Annotated in this window: 24 protein-coding genes; 6 read left to right on the plus strand and 18 right to left on the minus strand. The window is 41.0% G+C overall.

What is annotated here, in order from left to right; all coding sequences use genetic code 11:
- Positions 1-2: 2 nt before the first annotated feature.
- From JMX03_RS13575 to JMX03_RS13595, 6 genes are all read right to left on the minus strand, one after another.
- Complete coding sequence (locus JMX03_RS13575; protein WP_201597409.1) at positions 3-3,329, minus strand: type I restriction endonuclease subunit R; 3,327 nt, start codon at positions 3,327-3,329, stop codon at positions 3-5.
- A 541-nt stretch (positions 3,330-3,870) separates the two neighbouring features.
- Positions 3,871-4,689, minus strand: coding sequence for an IS4 family transposase (locus JMX03_RS15050; RefSeq protein WP_227695808.1), 819 nt, complete (start codon positions 4,687-4,689; stop codon positions 3,871-3,873).
- Positions 4,671-5,186, minus strand: coding sequence for a transposase domain-containing protein (locus tag JMX03_RS15055; RefSeq protein ID WP_227695810.1), 516 nt, complete (start codon positions 5,184-5,186; stop codon positions 4,671-4,673). The genes JMX03_RS15050 and JMX03_RS15055 overlap by 19 nt, the downstream gene beginning before the upstream one ends.
- Before the next feature lie 103 nt (positions 5,187-5,289).
- Positions 5,290-6,366, minus strand: a complete 1,077-nt coding sequence (locus tag JMX03_RS13585) for a hypothetical protein (protein WP_201597411.1) — start codon at positions 6,364-6,366, stop codon at positions 5,290-5,292.
- A 74-nt stretch (positions 6,367-6,440) separates the two neighbouring features.
- A complete protein-coding gene (locus JMX03_RS13590) occupies positions 6,441-7,595 on the minus strand; it encodes a restriction endonuclease subunit S (protein WP_201597412.1) in 1,155 nt (384 codons plus the stop codon).
- A complete protein-coding gene (locus tag JMX03_RS13595; protein WP_201597413.1) occupies positions 7,585-9,102 on the minus strand; it encodes a type I restriction-modification system subunit M in 1,518 nt (505 codons plus the stop codon). Before JMX03_RS13595 ends, JMX03_RS13590 begins: the two co-directional genes overlap by 11 nt.
- Positions 9,103-9,411: 309 nt before the next feature.
- Here JMX03_RS13595 and JMX03_RS13600 point away from each other — a divergent pair, with 309 nt between their 5' ends.
- Positions 9,412-10,626, plus strand: coding sequence for an IS256 family transposase (locus JMX03_RS13600; RefSeq protein ID WP_201597414.1), 1,215 nt, complete (start codon positions 9,412-9,414; stop codon positions 10,624-10,626).
- Positions 10,627-10,762: 136 nt separating this feature from the next.
- Here JMX03_RS13600 and JMX03_RS13605 read toward each other — a convergent pair whose 3' ends face one another.
- From JMX03_RS13605 to madL, 10 genes are all read right to left on the minus strand, one after another.
- Positions 10,763-11,566 carry a sulfite exporter TauE/SafE family protein gene (locus JMX03_RS13605; RefSeq protein WP_201597418.1) on the minus strand — a complete coding sequence of 268 codons (804 nt, stop codon included), beginning with the start codon at positions 11,564-11,566 and terminating at the stop codon, positions 10,763-10,765.
- A gap of 132 nt (positions 11,567-11,698) precedes the next feature.
- Positions 11,699-12,604, minus strand: coding sequence for a malonate decarboxylase subunit epsilon (gene mdcH, locus JMX03_RS13610; protein WP_201597419.1), 906 nt, complete (start codon positions 12,602-12,604; stop codon positions 11,699-11,701).
- On the minus strand, positions 12,582-13,469 hold the full coding sequence (mdcB, locus tag JMX03_RS13615; protein WP_201597420.1) for a triphosphoribosyl-dephospho-CoA synthase MdcB: 888 nt from the start codon (positions 13,467-13,469) through the stop codon (positions 12,582-12,584). Before mdcB ends, mdcH begins: the two co-directional genes overlap by 23 nt.
- A complete protein-coding gene (mdcG, locus tag JMX03_RS13620) occupies positions 13,435-14,121 on the minus strand; it encodes a malonate decarboxylase holo-[acyl-carrier-protein] synthase (protein WP_201597421.1) in 687 nt (228 codons plus the stop codon). The genes mdcB and mdcG overlap by 35 nt, the downstream gene beginning before the upstream one ends.
- A gap of 31 nt (positions 14,122-14,152) precedes the next feature.
- Positions 14,153-14,869, minus strand: a complete 717-nt coding sequence (mdcE, locus tag JMX03_RS13625) for a biotin-independent malonate decarboxylase subunit gamma (protein WP_201597422.1) — start codon at positions 14,867-14,869, stop codon at positions 14,153-14,155.
- A gap of 4 nt (positions 14,870-14,873) precedes the next feature.
- On the minus strand, positions 14,874-15,761 hold the full coding sequence (locus tag JMX03_RS13630) for a biotin-independent malonate decarboxylase subunit beta (RefSeq protein ID WP_201597423.1): 888 nt from the start codon (positions 15,759-15,761) through the stop codon (positions 14,874-14,876).
- Positions 15,754-16,071 (minus strand): malonate decarboxylase acyl carrier protein, encoded by a 318-nt coding sequence (gene mdcC, locus JMX03_RS13635; RefSeq protein WP_201597425.1) that lies wholly within the window; start codon positions 16,069-16,071, stop codon positions 15,754-15,756. The genes JMX03_RS13630 and mdcC overlap by 8 nt, the downstream gene beginning before the upstream one ends.
- A 22-nt stretch (positions 16,072-16,093) precedes the next feature.
- Complete coding sequence (gene mdcA / locus JMX03_RS13640; RefSeq protein ID WP_201597427.1) at positions 16,094-17,749, minus strand: malonate decarboxylase subunit alpha; 1,656 nt, start codon at positions 17,747-17,749, stop codon at positions 16,094-16,096.
- A gap of 21 nt (positions 17,750-17,770) precedes the next feature.
- On the minus strand, positions 17,771-18,529 hold the full coding sequence (madM, locus tag JMX03_RS13645; RefSeq protein WP_201597429.1) for a malonate transporter subunit MadM: 759 nt from the start codon (positions 18,527-18,529) through the stop codon (positions 17,771-17,773).
- 78 nt (positions 18,530-18,607) lie between these two features.
- A complete protein-coding gene (gene madL / locus JMX03_RS13650; RefSeq protein WP_201597437.1) occupies positions 18,608-19,009 on the minus strand; it encodes a malonate transporter subunit MadL in 402 nt (133 codons plus the stop codon).
- Between the two features lie 286 nt (positions 19,010-19,295).
- Between madL and JMX03_RS13655 the strand changes: the two genes are divergently transcribed.
- Positions 19,296-19,964: a GntR family transcriptional regulator gene (locus tag JMX03_RS13655; RefSeq protein ID WP_201597439.1), complete on the plus strand. Its 669-nt coding sequence runs from the start codon at positions 19,296-19,298 to the stop codon at positions 19,962-19,964.
- A gap of 624 nt (positions 19,965-20,588) precedes the next feature.
- On the opposite strand, the gene JMX03_RS13660 is transcribed toward JMX03_RS13655, so the two are convergent.
- Entirely contained in the window at positions 20,589-21,266 is a 678-nt protein-coding gene (locus JMX03_RS13660; RefSeq protein ID WP_201597441.1) for a sterol desaturase family protein, read from the minus strand.
- Between the two features lie 58 nt (positions 21,267-21,324).
- Between JMX03_RS13660 and JMX03_RS13665 the strand changes: the two genes are divergently transcribed.
- The 3 genes from JMX03_RS13665 (at position 21,325) to JMX03_RS13675 (ending at position 22,806) form a co-directional block, all read left to right on the plus strand.
- On the plus strand, positions 21,325-21,819 hold the full coding sequence (locus JMX03_RS13665) for a winged helix-turn-helix domain-containing protein (protein ID WP_201597443.1): 495 nt from the start codon (positions 21,325-21,327) through the stop codon (positions 21,817-21,819).
- A 34-nt stretch (positions 21,820-21,853) separates the two neighbouring features.
- Positions 21,854-22,123, plus strand: a complete 270-nt coding sequence (locus JMX03_RS13670) for a transposase (protein ID WP_201597445.1) — start codon at positions 21,854-21,856, stop codon at positions 22,121-22,123.
- Between the two features lie 161 nt (positions 22,124-22,284).
- On the plus strand, positions 22,285-22,806 hold the full coding sequence (locus JMX03_RS13675) for an IS630 family transposase (protein WP_265090485.1): 522 nt from the start codon (positions 22,285-22,287) through the stop codon (positions 22,804-22,806).
- Here the strand turns inward: JMX03_RS13675 and JMX03_RS13680 are convergent.
- Positions 22,803-22,979 (minus strand): hypothetical protein, encoded by a 177-nt coding sequence (locus JMX03_RS13680; RefSeq protein ID WP_201597448.1) that lies wholly within the window; start codon positions 22,977-22,979, stop codon positions 22,803-22,805. The genes JMX03_RS13675 and JMX03_RS13680 overlap by 4 nt on opposite strands.
- A gap of 238 nt (positions 22,980-23,217) precedes the next feature.
- On the opposite strand from JMX03_RS13680, the gene JMX03_RS13685 reads away from it, so the two are divergent.
- Entirely contained in the window at positions 23,218-23,901 is a 684-nt protein-coding gene (locus JMX03_RS13685; RefSeq protein ID WP_201597449.1) for a DUF421 domain-containing protein, read from the plus strand.
- Positions 23,902-24,202 lie beyond the last annotated feature (301 nt).

Raw genomic sequence — 24,202 nt, forward strand, 5'->3', positions numbered from 1 at the left:
TACTACCCTCTTGCTGCTCGTGGGCTACTTGTCTCTCTCGACAGCCCAAGTCGGGTAATCTTTAGCACTTCTTCAATGAGCTGTTGCGCTTTATCTATACCCAAGTCAGCAAACAACATTGGCAATAAGCGTCTATTAATCGCATTTTCAATCTCACTGGCATTGATGGAATATTCCGCCACATTCGTTTTGACTACTTCATCAATCTCAAAGGCGTAAGCAACTAGCTTGTCGTTATCTAGCTCTTTATCCGCCAAGAAATCAGCGTCAAATAAATGCTTAAACAAACCAAAATAAGCCTGAGCATGTTTATTTAATTTACCATTATCATCGATAAACGCGTTCGGCACATCAGCGACATCACGGTCTTTTACGGCCTGCTCAAAGTCAGCAAACATCATGTACTGCTTCACGGGCGCATCGAACATCGCTTTGGCTTCTTCAATGGCCTTTTTTAGGAGCTTAGAGAAGTACTCTCGCGCATACGGATCATCAGCCAAATCCTGCTCAATCATCTTAGTGACACGACCTGTAATTTTATCGGTTTGGTTGCGTGCTTCATCGTCACTCATGGCTTCAGGCTTAATATTTTTTCCTAGGTTATCGACTAGGTAAACGCCTTTTGCTTCTTTAACCTCAAGCCCCGCAATATGCTTGTCGAGTAAGCTGCGAATATCCGCTTCATACTCATCGTAATCAATGGTCTCATCAGCGTCTTCACGCACTTGCTTACGTAGATTAATAAAGGCTTTGAGATCCTGCTTATAGCGATCACGTTTGTTATCGAATGATTTGTCTTCAAAAAAAGATGCTGATTGCAACGCAATTTTCATGGCGTTAGAAAATGCGGTCAAGGCAGCATAAAAGTCGTCACGCGCTCTTAGCTGAGTATCGACTACTCTGCCATCTACTTCCTGCATCTTAGGTGCTAGCACTTGTCTTAGCGCTTGTCCGTCTTGCTTGTTTTTAACCGATGAAAATATAGCCCACAGCTCATTATGCAGCCTTGGTAGCTGCTTGTACTCGGTATCCATGGCGTTATACAGACCCTTAAGGTCTTCAATATCAAAGCCACCTTGCGTGCGCTCGGCTAAGTCTTGGTACTTCTCAATGGTGATATCCAGCTCTTTTAAGATGCCACGATAATCAATCAGATAACCAAAGCGTTTTTTCTCATGCAAGCGGTTCACCCGTGCAATCGCCTGAATCAGGTTATGCTGCTTTAGTGGCTTATCGATATATAGGACAGTGTTCTTGGGTTCATCAAAGCCTGTTAAGAGCTTATCAACGACAATCATAATGTCAGGACCATCATCCTGACTAAAGGCTTCAATAATGGCCTTGGTATAGGCTTTTTCATCACCGCCGTACTCATTAGCGACATTATCTTGCCACCAGTTTTGTACGATGTCTTTTGACTCACCATCAACGGTGTCATGCCCCTCACGAGTATCAGGTGGTGACATGGCGACTACTGAGGTCACTTTGCCAATCTTATCTAATGCCATTTTATAGCGGATAGCTGAGGCTTTAGAGTCACAAGCCAGTTGACCTTTTAGATGCTGCTGTTTAAAGTTTTGGAAGTGATCAGAGATGTCATGAGCGATCAGCTCAATGCGACCTTCAACCTGATAGATTTGACCTTTTTGGGAGAATTTACGCTTGAGATCATTCTTTTGATCCTCGGTAAGCTTTTGGGTGATACGGTCAAACCAAGCATCGATAGCGGCGTCATTGGTATTGAGCTCAGGAACGCGCTCTTCATATAACAATGGCGTAACGGTTTTATCTTTGACCGCTTGCTGCATGGTGTAGGAATGGATGATGCTGCCGAATTTGTTTTCAGTCTTATCATCTTTGAGCAGTGGCGTACCCGTAAAGGCAATAAAGGCAGCGTTTGGTAGCGCTTGTGCCATACGGATATTATTCTCACCGTTTTGACTACGGTGACCTTCATCGACCATAACAATGATGTTTGGGCTGTCGTTATAGCACTCATCGTATTTAACGGCTGAGCCAAACTTATTAATAATGGAGAAAATAACGCGCTCATTACCGTGACCGATTTGCTGCGCTAGACGGCGACCAGAAGTTGCCATGGCGTCACGACTATCGCGTTTACTGGTGATGACACCACCAGACTTAAAGGTATTGCTCAGCTGGGTTTCCAGATCGACACGATCCGTGACGACAATAATTCGACACTTCGCAAGCTCCTCTAACCAAATCAAAGCTTTAGAGAAAAACACCATCGTAAAAGATTTACCACTACCTGTGGTATGCCAAATCACACCACCTTCACGACTGCCCTGCTCATCAAAAGTACTGATACGTTCAATCAGAGCTTTGATACCAAAGACTTGCTGATAACGGGCAACGATTTTTCCTGCCTTTTTATCAAACAAGGTAAACAGGCGCATCATCTCAAGCAAACGCTCAGGCTGTAATAAGCTGACAATTAAGCGGTCTTGATCGGTAACGACCAGATCACCAGCATTAATCAACGACAGATATTCTTTTTTAGCAGAGGTAGGACGATGGTTAAACAAACTCTCAATCTGCTCATTATTAAGCTGTTGGTTTTTTAGACGGGCAAACTCAGGCTCAGAGATCTCTTCCTCAACCCATTTTGCCCAAAACTTTTCAGGTGTACCGCAGGTAGCATACAGTCCATCATGACCATTGACCGCTAGCAATAACTGGCTATAAGCGAATAGATGCGGGATTTGCTTTTGACCTTGGTTACGGATGTGCTGAGAGACGGCTTGCGCGTTGGTTGACTGCCACTCTCTACTGGAATCAGGGCGTTTGGCTTCAATCACTGCCAGCGGTAAACCATTCACAAAGCAGACGATATCAGGAATGACGTTGCCTGTACCCTCGGCATTTTGTACGACAAACTCTTCGGTGCAGTGAAAAGCGTTGTTATCTATATTGTCCCAATCAATCAGACCGATGGTTTGTGAGGTTTTTTTACCGTCGATAAACTCGGTCACGGTCACGCCATAAAGCATGGCGTTATAGAGCTTTTCATTGGCGAGCTGCAAGCCTAAGTTCATAGCAGGATTGAGCTCGTGCATAATTTTATCAGTGGCGCTGTCTGATAAATGATGCGGTGTGCCTTCAAACGTAAAGGTTTGCTTGGCTAAAAACGCACGCATGATGGGTAGCAAAACCACTTGGTTAGTGGCTTTATGTGACACTGATTTTGAGCGCATGGCATTGCATTGGCTGGGCGGAATAAACCGATAGCCCAGCGTGCTAAGCAAGGTTAAGGCAGGGATTTTTGAGCTGAATTCTTCTGCAAAGTTGATGCTGGGGTTGGTCATATCTGCCCACTTTAGACATAGCGTTTGTTTGGTTATTATGATTGTAGCCGATACCACTATAAAAAAGGCAAAGAAAAACCGCCAAGGTTGCGCGTTACCCAAAGGGCACTAAGCGTGGCGGTTATGTTGGATACAGACTAATCGATGATGGTTACCATGTCAATATTTATTAACTCTTGACTACGGTTAGGTCGAATGAATATAATTGCCATATGCTAATGCTTTTGTATGACTTATTAGCAAATAACTATCACTGTATTTGGGATTACACTCTGTGCTCTCTTACTGATTCCTACGACCCTACCATTTGAGACGCAAGTCAAAATATGGTTGTTTGTACTTAAGACCTACAGACTTATCTTAAGGAGAAATAGCGATGAGGATAAATAAGATGAAAAATTACGTAAGTTGGAGCGCGGTATTCTGGGAGTGCGACCTTAAGTAGGCATAGAGTGCCAGATAACATATAGAGCAATACCGTAAGGCTTCGGCCTTAGCTCCCACCAAATTTAAAACCGCCCTAAAGGGTAATGCCAGTCAGTTAAGGCTGACTGGTATTTTTTTTGGGATATTTTTGTGGTTTACCCTTAACCACCCTCGGGCAAGATCGCTTTCTGCGTTCAGGAATGACAAACAATTTTCCTTCCTCTAAAACTGCATCTAACAACTTAGGGAAGAGTCCTGCAGCCTGTAAAGGCGCAAACCGTAAAAGATCAACAATCGTAATAGACACCATATGAAAGCTAATTCGTAGAGGGCTAACCTTAGCTCTAACTGCCATATATCGCATCAAACGTCTTATCAGATTATAAGCAATCATAAGCCCCCAGAACTCTTGTAACACAAGCTGTGGCAGCTTACTTCTTAACAACAGCCCCTGCTGTAGATCAGACTTAATTTCCCTAAAAGCCATCTCGATCTCCCAGCGCTGCAAGTACAGCTGTGCCACTTTATCCTTAGTAAAGCGTTTATCATCTATTAAAGAGGTGATGTATCGTCTTATCTTACCCTCATAACGACACTCAATTAATCGAGCTTGCCAAGTATCGGGTAGGTTTGGATTTTTCTTTTGAGCTTGGGGAGAAACCGGCATTTGTATCAAGTAGTCCCCTTCACTAAAGGTTTCAATCACAGTGTAACGCAGATTATCTTTAGCCCGCATGAGCCAGTGACTGTTTGGATGGGTTTGTTGCCAACTAATCAGTAGGTCTGCTGAGAAATAGGCTCTATCAAAGAGCGTAATGCTGTTGTCTTGAATATTTAGCTGACGGGCTAATGTGATCTCTCCTTGACCCATATCTCCAAGGGTTGTGTCAATGATCTCATGCGTGTCAGTATTGATCAGGCATACCGAACGCATTGGGGATAGGGCGCCTCTTTAGTTCTGCCTTTGCTTGAACTAAAGTACTGAAGGTTCTCATCAGTATAGGGTAGTGAGTATACGACACCGTCTACAGCTTGGACGCTAAGTCCCATAAAGTCTTGCTGCTGGGCTCGTGATTCTGTTTGGTAGTGAGCACTTAGTTGATGAAATAGCTGCTTTAGAGGCTCATGCCCGAGGCGTTGTCTTGCTTGTACGACTGCACTGGGTACACAGGCCTGTGAGTCTATATTAAGCCGCATCTGCTCTGTGATATACCAAATTGAACGGTTTCGATATAAAGCTGTGCCGATGACTATCCAAACAACGTGTTCGGCAGGTAGCTTACGCCTTCTAATGCTCGCCTTGCCGGTATACTCTAAAGCTTGCTGTATCCACTCAGGGTCTATTAATTCACTAAATTGTTCTAGGGTGTCTGGAATCCTTTTATGCGTCTCATTAATAGCGTCTTGTAGTCTCATAGTAAAATAGCCCATCTACTTATTAGATGGGCTATTTTATTACTTTTATTGAGTTTTTGCCTTAACTGACTAGCATTAGCCCTAAAGGGCGGTTTTTCTATTTAAGCTACCAATTAAACTAGTTTTCATCATCAAATAATATGGATAATTGGGCTTTCGCATCTTTTTTATTCGCTTTATATTTCTTGCCCTGACTGGTTTCCGTATAACCTGTTCCATGGGAATATTCTAAAACAGTCTCTACAGAATAAGTTCTTGAAGTTTCATCACCTGAAATATCAAGCTTTATCTTAATGTTTAGTAAGGCTTTAATCGTTGAGCCATTCTTGAAAATTATAGTACCATTCTCAACATACTCTTTGAACTCTTTATCATTCATACTAAAATCGATAATTTTATCTTCTTTTTCATAAAGCCCTCGCCATTTATACCGACCAGATACTAAGTTGGGAGAGAAAATATAGATTTTCGCATTTTCGTCAATTTCTTCATATTCATCTAAATCAATTACAAAGTCTGAAAAGTTATTTCTCTCAACTTTTCTTTCTAGAATTATAGGATTAAAATTCCTGTCGTAAGGTATGTATCCTATAGCTTTTACTTTTTCATAATCAATCAGATTTTTATAAAACGACGACAAGTTCTTTCTAATTTGAAAATTTTCGATCAGTAAATTATAGATATCTTCCTTCAAACCACATACTTCATCTTTTACGTTTTCTGCCTTTTTATCTTTTTCCTTAATTTCACTTAGCTTTGCTTTTAATAGCGCTTTTTCATACTTTCTATTATCAAGGTCGCTTTTCTTTATTTCATTATCTAGCTGTTTACCTGCGTTATCGAGTCTCTGTCCTTCGATAGCTAGTTTTTTACCCTCAATATCTAATTCAGACTCTCGTGGTTTAGGAGGTATTCTCGATGAAACTAAAGCAAGAAACGCAATGGTTGTATTGAATAGGTCATGCCCTTCAGGAGTAGCTAAAAACTTTAGAATTTCAACTAAACCACCTTCGGATAAAGGTAGAACTTCGACCTTTAAGTTTTTAAACCAGCCTAACTCTTTGTTTACTTCGTATACTAAGTTCAATAAAGCCTTATCACATTTATTCTTAACCAATGCATCCATAGAATGACTGTTATCATAGAAATAATAGTGAGTCTCTAAAAAACCATAATTTTCATTATCTTTACTCATCAAGCAACCTCCCCATCAACCACCACCCGCTTCTTACCCGTCAACAAAACCTGCATCAACGCCTTTTTCTCTTGCTACAAATCAGCCAATTGCTGCTCAAGTAATTCAATTTCTTTATCGGCATTGGCTAATACGGTGGCGATTTTTTGTTGTTCTTTGAGAGGTGGCATTCTAAATCTCATACTTTCGAATGAAGTTTTTGAAAGCTCTAAGAAGGTTGAGCCACTCGCTTTGCTTATCATTCTGTGTTTGTTATACGTTAGGAGGTAATACACAAACACAATATTGGTTTTGCTATTAGGAACGATATTTTTAAAGCCTTGGTTCGTACACATCTCATTAGAAGTAATTGCCATTGCACCAATTGTTGCCCGTGTACAGATAAGTAATGAACCTGCTGGCACTAGCTTAGCTGAGCTATTTTCTAGCCCTTCTAGCGTTATTTTTCTTAGACTAGAGTTTATATAACGACTATCTTGTTTGGTAATATCAGTGGGTGTAATCCAGTTTATATCGCCATCCCAATATTCAGTATTGGATGTACTAGGCGTACCTCCTGAATAAATCTTGCCCAAGCTTGAAACTGCTCTTTCTGCCCACTCACTCTCAAACCTTTTCCCCTCATCATCAAGCAACCGTTTTTTACCCGTCAGCAATTGCTGCATCAAGGCTTTTTTCTGCTGGGTGCTATTGTCAATCAAACGCTCGGTGGTGTTAATCGCTTTATCCCAAGTGGATAGGATTTTGGCAATTTTTTGTTGTTCTGGGAGTGGCGGAGAAGCTACTTTAAGCTTTTTAATATCAGCAATATTAATCCTAGAAACTGTGGAACCAATTGAAAGACGATAAATATCATTTTTCGTTCTTTCAGTGTTCAGAATCATAGATAAAAAAACAGGATCAACCTCGGACTTATGAGGTCTTAGCATAACCATCCTTTGACCCATACAAACCTTTGTATCGCTAGGAACTAAACAGCTTTCTCCTGCTGGGGCTTCACGAGTAAAAAGTACGTCGCCATGTTCTGGAACAGCTCTAGACGTCCACTCGTTATAACCTTCAAGAGTAGTATATTTCATACTCTCCATAACTAGCTGACCATCACGAACGTTACTCGTTCTAACTACTAAATATTCTGACTCATCAACATATGGAGCTGTTTTATGTTCACAATCAACAACTTTGCATAGCTCCTCAATTGGCTTAGCTTCAAGTAAGCTATAAGGCATAACCCAACTCCTTTAAAAACCCTGCCATCTCAGTCTCTAAACTCTCCAATTCAGCTTTTACCTCAAGACGCTCAGAGCGCACCGCAACCAGATCAATCTCCGCCTCTTCTTCAAAGGTATCGACATAGCGTGGAATGTTTAGGTTAAAGTCGTTTTCCTTAATTTCATCAAAGCTCGCTAGATACGCATATTTATCGACGCTTTCCCGCGCCTTATAAGTCTCAATGACCCTAGCAATATTGCTATCGGTGAGCTGGTTTTGGTTTTTACCTGATTTAAACTCATTACTGGCATCGATGAATAACACCGTGTCATCGGTTTTATTCTTTTTAAAGATGAGAATAGCCGCTGGAATACCCGTTCCAAAAAACAGCTTTTCAGGCAGACCAATCACCGTATCGAGCAAGTTTTCTTCAATGAGTTGCTGACGGATTTTGCCTTCGCTAGACGCACGGAACAGCACGCCATGCGGTACGACCACACCCATTCTGCCAGTGCTTGGTTTCAGCGTTTCGATCATATGACTGATAAAGGCATAGTCGCCCTTAGTCTTGGGCGGTACACCGCGATGGAAGCGACCATAGGGATCGCTACTGGCATCTTCATGACCCCATTTATCCAGTGAAAACGGTGGATTGGCGGTCACCACATCGAACTGTAATAAATGCTTGCCGTCTTTATCGAGTAGCAGCGGATTACGGATGGTATCGCCCCACTCGATACGGTGATTGTCCTCACCGTGTAGGAACATATTCATCTTGGCCAGTGCCCATGTCGAACCAATGGCTTCTTGACCGTATAGCGCATACTTCTTAGAATTTGAGTTTTTGCGTACCATCGCCCCGCACTTAATGAGTAGAGACCCTGAACCACACGCTGGATCGCATATTTCATCACCTTCGACAGGCTCAAGGATAGTCGCTAGTAAGTTCGATACCTCTGGTGGCGTATAGAACTCACCAGCCGTCGCGCCACTACTGGCGGCAAAATGCTTGATTAAATATTCGTAAGCATTACCAATCACATCTAGGCTACCGACCCGCTCGGCACTTAGATTGAGGATGTCTTTGCCAAAGTCTTCTAGTAGGTGGCGTAGTAGCTCGTTCTTCTGCTTTTCTTGACCCAGTTTATCCGTATTAAAGCTGATGTCTTGGAAGACGTTTTTAAGCTTAGTGCCGTTGGCTTCTTCAATGGCATGGAGCGCTTCGTCAATACGTTGACCGTTACCCGGCTGATGACGCTGCTCGTATAAATCCCAAAAGCTGGCGCCCTCAGGTAATACAAAACGCTGCTTCGACATCATCGCGTGGATCAGCTCAGGGTTATCGCCGAACTGCTCAACCAGCTTGATGTATTCATCTTTATAGACATCAGACAGGTACTTAAGGAACAGCATGGTTAAGATAAAGTCTTTATAAGTATCGGCGCTGATGACCCCACGGAAAGTGTCGCAGGCGTTCCAGACGGCTTTGTTGATATCGTCTTGATTGATTTGAGTGGTGGGCATTTGTTATTCCTGAATACTGTGGGAAATTACGAATAGTTATAGTGAGGTAATGATAGCAGGAATGGCAGGAGTCGTTGTCTTGAAATCCAATTATAGTAGTTATATAGAGAAACTAGAAAGTCAGATAGCCAACAGAGAGTTGGCTGTATTAAGATAGTGATCAGTACTTAAAAGAAACAAGAATAGCTTTATGCCTATATAAAACTAAATTATTCAGCCTGACTCAATTGAATTAATGCCTTTCTGTGATGGTGGGAGTTTCCTAAAAAGTGTGTAACTGCTTATAATCCCCTAACAGGAGAATAAGCAATGACTAACCAATCCGATATCAAGAAACTGGCCGAGCAAATGGCTGGTAGTATGAACAGCTTCGATGACATCAAAGACTTTCAGAAGCAGCTCATGCAGTCGTTTATCGACACCGCTCTTGAAGCCGAGATGGAAGACCATCTTGGCTATCCCAAACATGAGAAGGCGGATAAACCTAATAAGCGCAACGGGCACACTAAAAAGACCGTCCGCAGTGACACAGGCGATCTTGAGATATCCACCCCAAGAGACCGTGATGGCGCTTTTGAACCTGCCTTAGTGCGTAAGCATCAAACCCGTATTAGTGGCCTTGATGACAAGATCATATTCCTTTACGCCAAAGGTCAAACCACCACCGAGATTGTAGAGAGTATCAAAGAGCTCTACGATGTCGACATTTCAAGCAGCTTGGTTTCAAGAGTCACGGACAACATATTAGAGGACATCACCGCTTGGCAGAACCGGCCGCTGAGTAGTGTTTATCCTATCGTCTATTTGGACTGCATCGTTGTGAAGATACGTCAAGACAAGCAGATCATCAACAAGGCGATCTATTTGGCGCTGGGTGTGGGACTTGATGGTAAAAAAGAGCTGCTTGGCATGTGGCTCTCAGAGAATGAAGGCGCTAAGTTCTGGCTAGGCGTTCTCACTGAGCTACAAAACCGTGGGGTACAAGACATCTTAATCGCTTGTGTTGACGGTCTAAAGGGCTTTCCTGATGCCATCAACACCGTTTACCCCAAAGCCAAGGTTCAGCTGTGTATCGTGCATATGGTGCGCTATTCAATGAAGTTCGTACCGTGGACGGATAAAAGGGCGGTAGCCGCTGATTTAAAAGCCATCTACGATGCTAATACTATAGAGCTTGCAAAAGCTAACCTTGAGAGGTTCGATGAGACTTGGGGTACACAATACCCGCACGTAGTTAAGTCGTGGCGCAATAACTGGGAGGGCTTAACGGTGTTCTTTGAGTACCCTAAAGACATCAGAAAAGTCATTTACACCACCAATGCGATAGAGTCGCTAAATAGTGTCATTCGAACAGCGGTGAATAAGCGTAAGGTGTTTCCCTCCGATCAGGCAGCATTCAAGGTGGTGTACTTAGCAACTCAGCAGGCATCCAAAAAGTGGTCGATGCCAATCCGTAACTGGACGTCTGCTTTGAATCGCTTTATGATTATGTTTGATGACCGTATTAGTAAGCATTTAATCTAAAGGGCAGTTACACAGAATCTGGGATGGGCTCGATGGTAGTCGGATCTGTAGCATTAATTGTTTGAAGTCTTAAAAGACAGATAAAAAAACAGCCTATAAGAGCAATCTCTTATAGGCTGTTCACCACTAACAGGTATTACAATGCCCCAATCCCACTTAATAATAACTGCCCACCAGCAAACAATAGCAATATACCAAAAGCACGCTTAAGCATTAGTGCAGGCAGTACATGTGCAAGCTTGGCACCGACTTTTGCCATAGCAAAACTAGCAGCTGAAATACATAGAAACCCAGTGATATGCACAAAGCCTATCGTACCTTCAGGGAGATTAACTACATCTTGACCAAACCAGGCAAACCCTGCAGCTCCAGCCAGAGCAATCGGCAAACCGCAAGCTGCTGAGGTTCCAACCGATTGTTTCATGGGCAGCCCTGCCCAGTTCAAAAACGGAACCGTCAAACTACCACCACCAATACCAAAAATAGATGATGCCATACCAATGCCCGTACCTGCACCAAACTGTACACTAGCAGGTGGTAACGCCTTACCCAACTGTTCTTTATTAGATAAGAACAACATCTTTAAAGCCATCAACAAAGCGCCTACACCAATAATAACCTGTAATGCATTACCATCAATCATATCAGCGATACCCGCACCTACTAGGCCACCAACAACTAAACCTAAAGCCATACTGCGCCAAACCTCCCAACGTACACCGCCACGCTTGTTATGTGCCGTTAGCGAACTAATAGAAGTCACAACAATGGTCGCAAGAGAGGTGCCAATCGCTAGGTGAGTGACTACCTCAGGAGGAAAGTTATATGCAGTAAAAATCCAAACTAGTACTGGCACAATAATCATGCCGCCACCCACACCAAACAAACCGGCACTGGCGCCTGCAAACGCACCTGCAATGACAAACCAGACATACAACATTAAAGCCTACCTTTTATTTATATTAAAGCGCAAATTACTAGGGTGATTTTTATATAGTAGACTCTTTAAACTTACTCTAACAAACTACTTATCAGCTTCTAGATCGTTAAAACCCATACACTAGAGCCTTAGCTATCTTCTTTCTATCCACTCTTTTAAACCATCTAAATTACGAAAATCATCCCAACTTCTGCATGGTACATGGGGTAGTAGATTATTGACAATCCTAGATAGCGCATTTCCTGGGCCTATCTCTATAATCATACTAGGCTGATATTCTTCAACATTCTCCATACAGAAATACCAGTCTAGTGCATGATCGATTTGGTGTGAAAGAATATGAAAGCCTTGATCTGCCTTACTATACTTTATTCCGTCAGTCGCACTGATAATAGGCGTTTTCATAGAAGGGAGAGCTATTGAGTCAGTATATTTACGGAATTTTTCTGCAGCACCTTGCATCATTTTAGTGTGTGAAGGCACTGATACGTTCAATAACTGAACATTCTGTGCGCCTACTGTCTGGGCAATTTTTGCTGCGTGCTCGAGATTGTCTTTATTACCACCTATAATAAATTGGTCTCTATTAATCTTAATAGACAAATAGGTTCCACTCTTTTCAAGCAGCTCCTCAAGTTTGCTATCAGGAACACCTTTCACTGCTAGCAGACCGCTAGACTCTGTCACTTCCTGCTCCATCAACCTAGCTCTTTTATTAACTAGATCTAAACCATCCTCAAATGTTAACTGGCTACTACAACAAAAAGCACTTACTTCTCCCAACGAGTATCCAGCAAATGCCATTGGTGCTGAAACCAATTGACGTAAAGAGTGCCATCGATAATATTGCAGCGTATAAATGAACGGTTGCGCCACTCTATTATTAAACAACTGTCTCGTATCAGAGTTTTCATCAAACAACTCTGGCACAATGTTTTTTAATATTGATTGTTCATGATCTGAAGTATAGTTCAGTATTTCATGTACATGCTTTTGGCTTTGTAAACCTTGCCAACTAAATAGGATAATTAAATTCATTTTCCACCTTATATAAGAAGATTGTGACTGCCAATAGATCAGCACTACCACCTGGGCTGAGGTTATTACGAATAAAATACTGATTAATATTGTTTACTTTTTGGCGCCAATCCAGTTGATGAACGCCTCCTTCTTGTAAAAACTGTTTCGCCAATACTTGTGCATTTTCTAAATCTTTTATCCCGCCTCTCCAGACAATATTAGTATCTGACAAAACAGATATTAAAGTCATCAATGCTTGCATGCTGGCTTTTTCAAAGTCTTGAGTCCTATAAACAGTGTTATAGAAACATGGTAGTACTTTACTTTGAATGACTTCAAAGCCCTTAGAAACCATTTCAATTGCACCTGTTATGCCATATTTCCTAAACATTTGCTGTCCATGGCTATTAGGTTCCCGTTCAAGACGATTAGTTAGATCAAACTGCCATCTTTCAACTAACTGCTCACAGATATTTTGAGCTGTTAAGGGTATTTCTGCTTGTATACACCTACCAATAGCAGCACACACAAAGCCCAGATTAAATATTGCACCTTTGTGGGTATTAATGTTATTTGTAGCCTCTCTCATTTTTTCTTCTTGGTAAATTCCCATATTCTTCAAGTCATCGAATGGTCTATTTTCATACCCAAACTGACTCAATGTAGAAAAATAACCTCTTAAAGAATTTATGCTACTTATAAAGGTGTGATAGTTCATATCCTTGTGACTACCATTGCCTGAAGGACAGACAAGTCCTGGCTTATTTTCAAGACTTAACTCGTCGTATAGTGCTTCAAGTGCTAATTCATCAATCTGCTGCCAAATTGCCTGTTTGGAAGATACAAATTCATTTGTTTGATCTAATAAAGTGTTCGAATTCATCAGTATTCCATCCTAGTAATACGTCTATATTTTGAAGCTCAATATCATGAAGGGTTTTAACTAAAACTGTTGGGATATCAAACATAATGGCGTAAATGAGTTCATTAAAAGATATATCATTACATCCGTGTAATCTTACCTCCCCATCAACTTTCAAACTTATGGTAGAGTTAGTAGAGCGTTTGAAGGACTCAACTGCTAATAATACTTGTGAAATATTATTTCTCTGTGTAACTATTAAGATATCTAAATCTGAAGTAGGTCTTACAAAAGGCAAGCCTGTAAAGTATTGATTAGCAAATGATCCATAAACATGTACTGCACAACCTAAAGTGGAGCAGTGATCTATAAATTGTTGAGTTTGTTTTTGTATTTGCTTAGGTAGCTGAGGTATCAAAGTCTCAAGCTCTAAAGGTGGGGTTATTACTTTAGGAGCTTTAGAAAGCTTTAATGCCAACCTATATTTACGATTGTTTTCTATATAGCTAGTAGCAACTTTTATTGTGTTTTTAATATCTTGTCTACAAACGGTAAATGGCTGTTGAGATTCAATCATCTTACCAACAGCCATTGTCACAGATAAAGGTAAGGATGTACTCATGAAATCGTATGATTCATGCGGTTGTAAGTAGACCAAATCATGACGCTGCATACAACTTACCCCTATCAAAAACTATTCAAAATTAAGCCGTTAGAACCGACTGAACGATGTCGTTACACAACAAACGTCCTTTTCTTTCTTCTGCCAACTGACGACGGCTATCTGTTAGAAAATCATCCATATGCGTCAATTGGGCTTCAAGAGCATTAGCTACAAGATGTTCATCAAGTTTTTCCCAGATATCATCCACTGCACCCATTGCATAATAATTCTCTACACCTGGGGCAAAAATTGCTGATGTCTGTGATAATGACTTTAGCTTATCTAGAGGTATTTTAGTCACTCTGGACATGGCGTTTAGATCCATTACTTTAACTTGGCTTGATTGCATAGCAAATACTTGATTTGCCATGAGACCATAGGATAAAAATCCACCACTGACTGCCTCACCCAAAATAATGGCTATATTGGGGTGTCCGCTACGTTTGAGTAAATCAACACAAGATGCTAAATGAGCAAATGTTCTATTTAAACATAAAAGTTCGTCAGCTCTAGATGAGTCTTGCCCCATCGTATCTACTATAAATACGATAGGCGTTTTTTGACCTTTTTCTATGACACTTAATATTTCATTTGAAAGCGTCACTCCAATCAACTGATTCATAGCGGCGGAGTCGACAGTACCAATAATTTCAACCTTACCAATTTTAGTTTCTGCACTACCTCGTATCATCGAATTATCAATATGATACTCAAGCTCATTAGGAAAAAGCTTTTCTAATATTGTTTTCGTTTGCATGATATTATCCTTTTTTAATAGCTCTAACCTGTTGAGCGCTAAGCATGGAAATAGACTCAGGATTGTCTATGTTCATCGACTCCCAAATCTGTATGCTATCTTTCTCTCCAAACCACTTATCATATTGGTTCTTCAACGAGGCTTGCTGTTGCTTTAAATAATCTAAATCTAAATCTATAGTAGGTTGCTGAAGTGCCTCAACAATTCCTTTAGTAATATCACTTATATCATCTTCCACCAAAAACTTGACATGATCGAGCAGATAACGGGTTTTACCACCAGTAACTCGCCATACCAAAGCTCTGTCTTTAGAGTCAAACTCCTCTACACCCTTAATAGTTTCGATAACCTCAGGGCCTGAGAGAGATAAACGTCCTTCTTCTGTCATGATAACGTGCGTACTTAGGCATGCACATATACCCATGCCACCAAAGGCACCATTGGTACCACCAATTACTGTAATAATAGGGATTCCTGAATTACGAACCTTTAACATTGCTCGCATAATTTCAGAAATAGTGATCAAACCAGCGTTTGCCTCATGAAGGCGAACACCGCCTGAGTCAACTAAAAATACGACAGCTTTAGGTCTCTCTTCAATAGCTTTAAGTAAGAGGCCGACAATTTTTGCCCCGTGTATTTCACCTACAGCCCCACCCATGAAGTTGCCTTCTTGAGCAATGATAAATATTGGATCATTTTGAATTTTTGCTTTGCCGATAATAACACCATCATCAAAACTGCCAACAATGTCTAATGAAGCAAGGTTCGGACTAACAGGTATACTGCCTGGCTTAAGAATTTCTTGAAAACTGCTCTTATCAACTATACTGGCTATTCGATTACGCGCAGTTTTCTCATAAAAGCTTTCTTGAATGTATGAGTTATCCATGTGATTTATCCTCCAAAATGTTAATGGCTTGGCTTAAGCGTAAACTCACTACTGCAGGAGTTGCACCCATATCATTAACTTTGAACTCCAAACCACCCACTGCATAGCGATCAGAGAAATCCTTTAACACAGCTTCCCAGATATGATCGAAGCCTGTGACTGAAGTATCAACAATAAACTTGCTACTTTCACTATTCTCTAAAGGTGATACTAATACCTCTAAATTTCCTGAGCCAACAACACCACAAATAACCTCTTTATTGATATCTGCAACTGGCTGTGAAGTAAAGTCGAAATTAAGTACATTCATAGTTCTATCCTTAGTATTATTTTTACCAGTTTCTAAAACGACTTGGTGGAGAGTAAGTTCCATTGGACCATTTCACTAAGTCTTTAATAGATTTTGCCGCCAATAGATCCCTACTAGCTTTTGAAACGTCTATGCCCAGATCTTCTGGTCTTTGGATAATCCTACGCTCTCTCAGCTCTTTGACTTTTTCATGGTCTCGTTGCATGCCAATAGGTGTGTATCCCGCTACGCCACGAATTGCTTGCTCCCTTTCTTCCGGTGTACGGCACAATAGTAAATTCGCAATACCTTCTTCGGTAACAATATGTGTAACGTCATCGCCATAGATCATTATAGGTGGGAAGTCACTGCCCATTTTTTCTTGTAATTGCCATGCATCAAGCTCTTCAACAAATACAGAATCCATATGCTCACGATAAGTCTCTACCATCTGGACAACTAATTTACGACCTTTGACCACTCTTCCATCTGTCGCTTCTTTACCTGCTTTAAGATATGCGTAGCTAGAATGTCTACGTCCATGTGGATCTGAACCCATATTTGGTGCACCACCAAAACCTGCAATGCGATCGACTGTGGCTGTTGAACTATTACCTTGTAAGTCTATCTGCAAAGTTGAGCCAATAAATAGATCACAAGCGTACAAACCCGCCGTCTGACTAAAAGCACGATTAGACCTCATACTTCCATCTTTACCTGTAAAAAACACATCAGATCGGCTCTGAATATATTCATCCATTCCTACCTCTGAGCCAAAGCTATGAATACTATCAACAAATCCACTTTCGATAGCTGGGATCATAGTAGGATGAGGGTTTAGCGCCCAGTTAGTACAAACTTTGCCTTTAAGGTTTAACTCAGCCCCATAGGTAGGCAAAAGCAACTCGATTGCTGCAGTATTGAAACCAATACCATGATTTAAACGTTTAATTTGATATGGAGCGTAGATGCCTTTTAAAACCATCATTGCCATCAATATTTGTACTTCAGTGATCTGTGCTGGATCGCGTGTAAACAAAGGTTCTATATAGTTAGGCTTAGGTGCAACGATAAAAAAGTCCACCCAATCCGAAGGAATATCAACTCGTGGAACGTTATCCACTAATTCATTAACCTGCGCAATTACAATGCCACTTTTAAATGCAGTCGCTTCTACTATGGCTGGAGTATCTTCAGTATTTGGGCCTGTATATAGGTTACCTTCTGCATCCGCAGAATGCGCTGTGATCAAACACACGTTAGGTGTTAGGTCGATAAAGTATCTGCCATATAGCTCTAGGTAGGTATGAATGGACCCAATTTTTATTTTTTGTTGCTGAACTAGTTTCGCTAGTCTTAAAGCTTGGGGACCAGAAAAAGAAAAGTCGACTTTACTTGCAATGCCTTTTTCAAATATATCGATATGGCTAGGTAGTGCTAACACTGACTGCAGTATGTGTAAATCGTTTAGCACCTCGTTATTACACTGTGATAAACATTCAGATAGAAAGTCAGCTTGTTTCTGATTATTGCCTTCAATGCAAACTTTATCTTCAGGTGCAAGTACCGTTTCTAATAACTCAATTGCTCTACCACTCTGAACTAGTTTTTCAAACCCTTTATCTTTGGCAAGCTGAAGCTTAGCCGTGCGTCTGTTTTTTTGTAAATTCCATGTTTTTTCTTCATTATTCGCTTTCATAAGATTCCCTTTATGTGATTATTAAAAAAAGGCGTTTACGGTCAAGAAAAATACAGATGGGCCTAATAAAGCACCTAGTCCTGTATAGAAAGTAGCAACTAAAGCTCCATATGGAACTAACCGTACGTCAGTACCTGCCAATCCAGCCGCTACACCACTAGTAGTACCAACTAAACCACCAAAAATCATGGCCGATCGTGGACTTCTAAGTTGCATAAACTTAGCTAATAAAGGCGTTGAAATCATAAAAAATACAGCCTTAATCAAACCAATCGCAATAGATAAAGCAATCACATCAGAGCTTGCGCCAACTGCAGTTCCTGTAATTGGACCTACAATATAAGTCATTGCACCTGCACCAATGGTAGTCATAGAGGCAGCATCTTTATAGCCTAATGTCCATGCAACTCCAGCTCCTACAGCGAACGGAATAACACTACCTAATAGCAAGGCAACAACACCGATTTTTCCTGCACGTTTTAGTTCTTTAACATCTACTTCAAATGCCGTCGATGATATTGCAAGATCGCGAAGCATGGCTCCACCCAAAAGGGCGAATCCAGAGAAAATTTCTATATCTGAGATCCCTTTAGATCCAGTTGTATATAGACCTGCGAAATAGGCAGCAATTAGACCAAGTGTAATTGCAATAGCGGATGATTGTAGCTTACCTTTAGTAAGATATTTAGATAGTATTTGAGAGAAAAGCATCACAAGGCCGGTTACTGCGAGAGCAGTGACAAAGGCATTTTTAGTGAGCGTCTGTATAATTAATTCCATTTAATTACTCCGTTTCGCGCTTAAGTTAGAGGCGTAGGCTTTTGTATATTATTAATAGTCTTGGTTAAAGGAAAGATATCAATCGATAAGAACTTCACTATCTTCATCCCATTCGTATGTATCATAATCATTGGCCATTTTATTAAGCCAACGTACAACGAAGACAGTTGCAGTAAGAGCAATAACAGAAACAATTGCTGCTACCATGCCACCAGATAATGCAGCAACTACGTTTTGCCCTGCTGCCATAGCGACAACAATAGGGATATACATTCCTGCCCAATACAAAACACCAAACTGAGTAGCTTTCGGGAGAAGTCCTCTTTTAGCAAGCATCTCCTTGCCGACGATTAACAGCACCATTGCGATAGCTACACCACCAATATTAGCGTCGACACCTAATATTTGCCCCAACAGCCCTCCAATATAAACTCCGAGCAGATAACTAACTGCTAATAGAGCAGTACCATATATGATCATAACTACCTTCCTTGGATATAGTTAAAAATATTTATATAAATCTAAATCATTGATAGCTAGATATATTCTTAAGAATCAATATTAATAGCTTTGAAACAATATTAAGACTCTTAAAACCCTCTTACCTATCATTCTTTGCAAGCGTTACGAGGCTGTATAGAACTAAAAGTCTTCGTATAACTCATAACTTATTTGCGACTTGTTTGATATAATCTAATACAGATGGTTTTAAAGTGCAACCATATTGTATTTATTAAATTAGTTATTGTATACAAATGGAGATGTTATGAGTTTAATTGATGATTTACCGTTGTCCGTGCAGATAAGCAAAAAAATACAAGATGAGATTGTGTATGGTCATTTGACACCAGGTACTAAACTTGATGAAGTAAAGCTTTGTGAACAGTATGGGGTTTCAAGAACACCTATCCGTGATGCATTGAAACTTCTAGCATCTGAAGGGTTAGTAGAGATCCGACCTCGTAGAGGCGCAGTAATACCTACCTTAAACATCGTAACGCTGTTTGAGATGTTTGAGGTTATGGCATACCTTGAGGGAATGTGCGGTAGATTAGCTGCTAGAAGAATAAATGAGGAAGAAAAAATTGAACTACTAGCTTTACATAATCAATGCAAAGAATACTTAACCGAAGATAATACAGAAAGCTATTATGAAGCTAATAGAAGATTTCATTTTTTCCTGTATCAACTTAGCCACAATAGTTTTTTGATAGAACAAGCAAGTAATCTACATAATCGGCTACATCCATATAGACGACTGCAACTGCGAGTAAATAATCGGATGCAGCATTCTTTTGATGAGCATCAAAAAATTGTAGATGCGATTACTAACTCTGATGAAGATTTAGCTGAAAGTTTACTCAAAGAACACGTATCAGTTCAGGGAGAAAAATTTACTGACTTGATGGCAACTATGAGTCCCAATGATGTTTAAGAAGGAGCTTTGTAAGTTATTCTATAATATCAAATAATCCTACTAAAAAATTCCTGAGAAACTTTAAGTCTGAATTGTGAAAGTTATGTTTGCGAGAGCATATTATCCGCTTTACAGGAACTAGATAAGATGTATGAATAAAATATGCGTGAGGCTAAAGCAGGCCGCTTGCCTCTGGGAACCTACCAATATAAATGATCGCTTGAGCTATTTGGGGGTGGTGGCGAGTAGTATTAGGCGATTTAAGCGGTGAGGTAGAAAAAGAAACCTAACCTACTAGAAATGGTTTTTTAGTGATAATATGTATTTGAATCAAACTTATGCACTGAAATCTTTACTTACAATTCACTATGAGATAAATCCCATTATTTGTCTTGCATCCAACACTTGAAAGGTGCTGGTCTAATAGTTGGTCTATAACAATACATTTAAATAATAAATCTATATCTATCAGCTACTTACGAACAGTATTTGACTTCCTCCTTCACCGCCAATCTTAGCTATTCATAAAAGCGCCTTAATTTTCCTAGCTTGTCCTATCTCTTTCTATACACATCTTAAGCCCTTTAACAGTAAGACTTTCAGTCTCTACTCATTAGCTACTGCTGTCCTAAACATTCCTTTTTAACCCTGCGCCTGACGCTTTAGTAACTTGGCCTGCCGTTTCGCCTCTAGTGCACCCTCTTCAATCTCTACTGGCGTCAAACCCTTCTTCTTTTCTTTAAGATAATTTAGATAAGCGGGTATGTGCGTTTTGCCCATATATTTGTCTAGATAAGGCAAAAATCCAGCGTAATTACCCTTGAATTTGGCATGGTGAAAGTCATGATACACTGGCCCTTCATAGACAGGTAATAGATGCACTGGGTTCCACGGAATATCATAACCAATGTGACCATCAGCGCCTTCGATCTGACGCAGAATAACCCATAGCCAGACGACGTAGATATGAGCGCCTATCAGGATTGGCCCGACCAATGTCAGCGTCGCTGTTAGCGAATACTCGACCCAATGCATGTAGTTACCATTGATGGCGCAAGTATTATGAATGCGATGATGTACGCTGTGGATGTGTTTTAGCAACCACTTATTCTCATGCATGTAGCGATGCATCCAGTAGTAAAGAAAATCATCGAGCAGCACAAAGAAAATCAGTTGAGCAATGACGATATACCAGACGGGCAACTCACCACTATGCACGCCTGTCAGTTTGAGTAGGGGCCATGCGATGACCAATAACGACGCCAAGATAATATTGTTAATCACGATACGGCCAATGGATGGCAGCAAGAACTTTTTCATCTCAAACGGTTTTTGTTGAATCTTATACCAAACCCAAAATATATAGTATAATCCACTTATGACTATACCAATACATAACCTAGAAGACCATGACTTTGGCAAACACTCAAAGACTGAGCGCAATCCCAGAGCCCGACTACGCCTGCTCATCTTATACCAATATAGTATAGGCAAAGCCACCAACGATATTGCCAAAGACCTCTGCATACATCCTGAAACTGCCAGATGGACATTGAAGCGATATTATGAACGAGGACTTGAAAGTCTCTACGATCGTCATCGTCGAGGTCGTCGCAGCAAATTGGCAGAAGCAGACACAGCCGCTTTTAAAGCCATGATAGTCTCTGAACAAGAAAAGCGCGCTGGCGGTCGTCTAACCGGCAAAGACATTCAGCAATTGGCTAAAGAACACTACAACGCTCACTACACCGTTAACGGTATCTACGAGCTACTCAAGCGTATTGATATGAGTTGGATAAGTGCTCGTAGTCAGCATCCAAAAGCCGACCCACAAGCTCAAGACGCTTTTAAAAAACTTTATAGCACAGGTTAAGGCGTCACTGCCTACTGATGTGAGCCTAGATCAAGTGGACATCTGGTTTCAAGATGAAACTCGAATAGGACAACAAGGCTCATTGACCAGAGTTTGGCATTACCGCGGTGGGCGACCTCGACTGATCAAGCAGCAACAGTTTCATTCCGCTTATCTGTTTGGTGCCTTTTGTCCAGCGACAAAGAAGGCTGTCGGCTTAGTACTGCCTTTCGTTAATAAACACACCATGTTATTGCATATGCAAGAGATTAGTAAAGCCGTTCCAAAAGGACGTCATGCGGTGGTGGTGATGGACGGCCGTTAATCAGGCTAATGTCACTATGCTTAAACTACTTATTCACCTGAGCTAATCCCTCTGAGAGGGTATGGCAGTACCTTAAGCAAAATGAGCTATCTAATCGTTGTTATGACAGTTATGAGGCAAAAAACTTTATAGCACAGGTTAAGGCGTCACTGCCTACTGATGTGAGCCTAGATCAAGTGGACATCTGGTTTCAAGATGAAACTCGAATAGGACAACAAGGCTCATTGACCAGAGTTTGGCATTACCGCGGTGGGCGACCTCGACTGATCAAGCAGCAACAGTTTCATTCCGCTTATCTGTTTGGTGCCTTTTGTCCAGCGACAAAGAAGGCTGTCGGCTTAGTACTGCCTTTCGTTAATAAACACACCATGTTATTGCATATGCAAGAGATTAGTAAAGCCGTTCCAAAAGGACGTCATGCGGTGGTGGTGATGGACGGCGCATTATGGCATCAACCAAGCTTGAATCAGGCTAATGTCACTATGCTTAAACTACCGCCTTATTCACCTGAGCTTAATCCCTCTGAGAGGGTATGGCAGTACCTTAAGCAAAATGAGCTATCTAATCGTTGTTATGACAGTTATGAGGCTATTGTCGATGCCGCATGCTTGGCTTGGAATAATCTACTTAAACAGCCACAAAGGATTCGGTCTTTAACTGCTCGTACCTGGGCGCAACTTTAATTGTTGGGTTTGGTATTATATTTGCGTAGCGAGACAGGATCTTGCCAAGCCACGATCGTCCATGGAATCGCCACCGTCAAAAACGCCGCCATGCTAATGGCTAGTGTCGCCATTGGAAACTGCCAAAACCAAGGATCGTTATAGAAGCCTTGCCAATATGAGAACACATCCATATGTCACCTATTGTTTGATCGCAAATATAACAGAGTAATAGAACTTTGACCGATTAGCCAGTCATTCACTATCCAGTCACTACCAAACTAGTTAGACCTATCAGTCATTACGTTCAAGTAAACATAGCAAGTTAAGGAATATGGCAGATGCGATTGATTCAAAGTTCAATTATAGTGGCTATTAATTAATAAAAATTAACCAATATAGATATTTAAACTTTTAAAAAGGAAGTCAGGCATGGATTGGGCAGGTATTTTTATTCACGACACCACTTGGACATTTGCCGTTGAGGTCGCTCTACGCGCAGCGGTTATGTTTGGCCTTATTATTATGTTTTTGCGCTTTACGGGTAAGCGCGGCGTGCGTCAGCTGTCTATCTTTGAGCTGACCATTATTTTATCGCTAGGCTCTATCGCTGGTGACCCCATGTTCACCGAGGACTTACCGATTATCCAAGCCGTGATTATCATGAGTGTAGTGATTGCCATGTACCGCTTGTCTACTTGGTTTATGATGAAGTACCAGCCTTTTGAATATCTATTGGAAGGCAAGCCAATCTATATCGTCGAAAACGGTCTGTTGGTACTAGAAAAAATTAAGCAAGGCAAGATGTCGCATGATGAGTTTTTCTCTGAGATGCGCAGGCAAGGAGTTGAGCATTTGGGTCAAGTTCGCATTGGTCTACTTGAGACCGATGGTAACTTTAGCTTGGTATTATACCCTCTAGATGACACTCTTTATGGCCTGCCGCTGTTCCCCAAACCCTACAAAGCCGTCACGCAAGTAGAGCCGAGCTTTCACTACGCCTGTATGTATTGCGGCAACGTCGACCGTCTCACGCGCGCTGATGAGCTATGTATGCGCTGTAAAAATAAAAGCAGACGTTGGGCGAAAGCCATTAATAATGAAATCGTGACTTAATTTAAATGAATTTCCAGCATTCCTATAGTGAGTCCTAAATAAAAAGAGTACAGCTTTTACAGCGTGCTACTGGTATAAATTTTCTTTGCTTGCTGTGCGACTTCGTCACTCCAGAGGCTGCAAAAATTCATCCCAGTAGCACTCTATTTATTTCATAGTGGATCGACTATATTATCGAAGCTTATCAAATCCTTACTGTTAACAAGGCTTTACTAAAAAGGCTCACTATATACAATTGAGTGCTGGCAGTTACCCTTCTTCATAACTCTCAAACACTCGTAACCTATATATAGCCTATACT

The organism is Psychrobacter fulvigenes (assembly GCF_904846155.1).
Classification (GTDB): domain Bacteria; phylum Pseudomonadota; class Gammaproteobacteria; order Pseudomonadales; family Moraxellaceae; genus Psychrobacter; species Psychrobacter fulvigenes.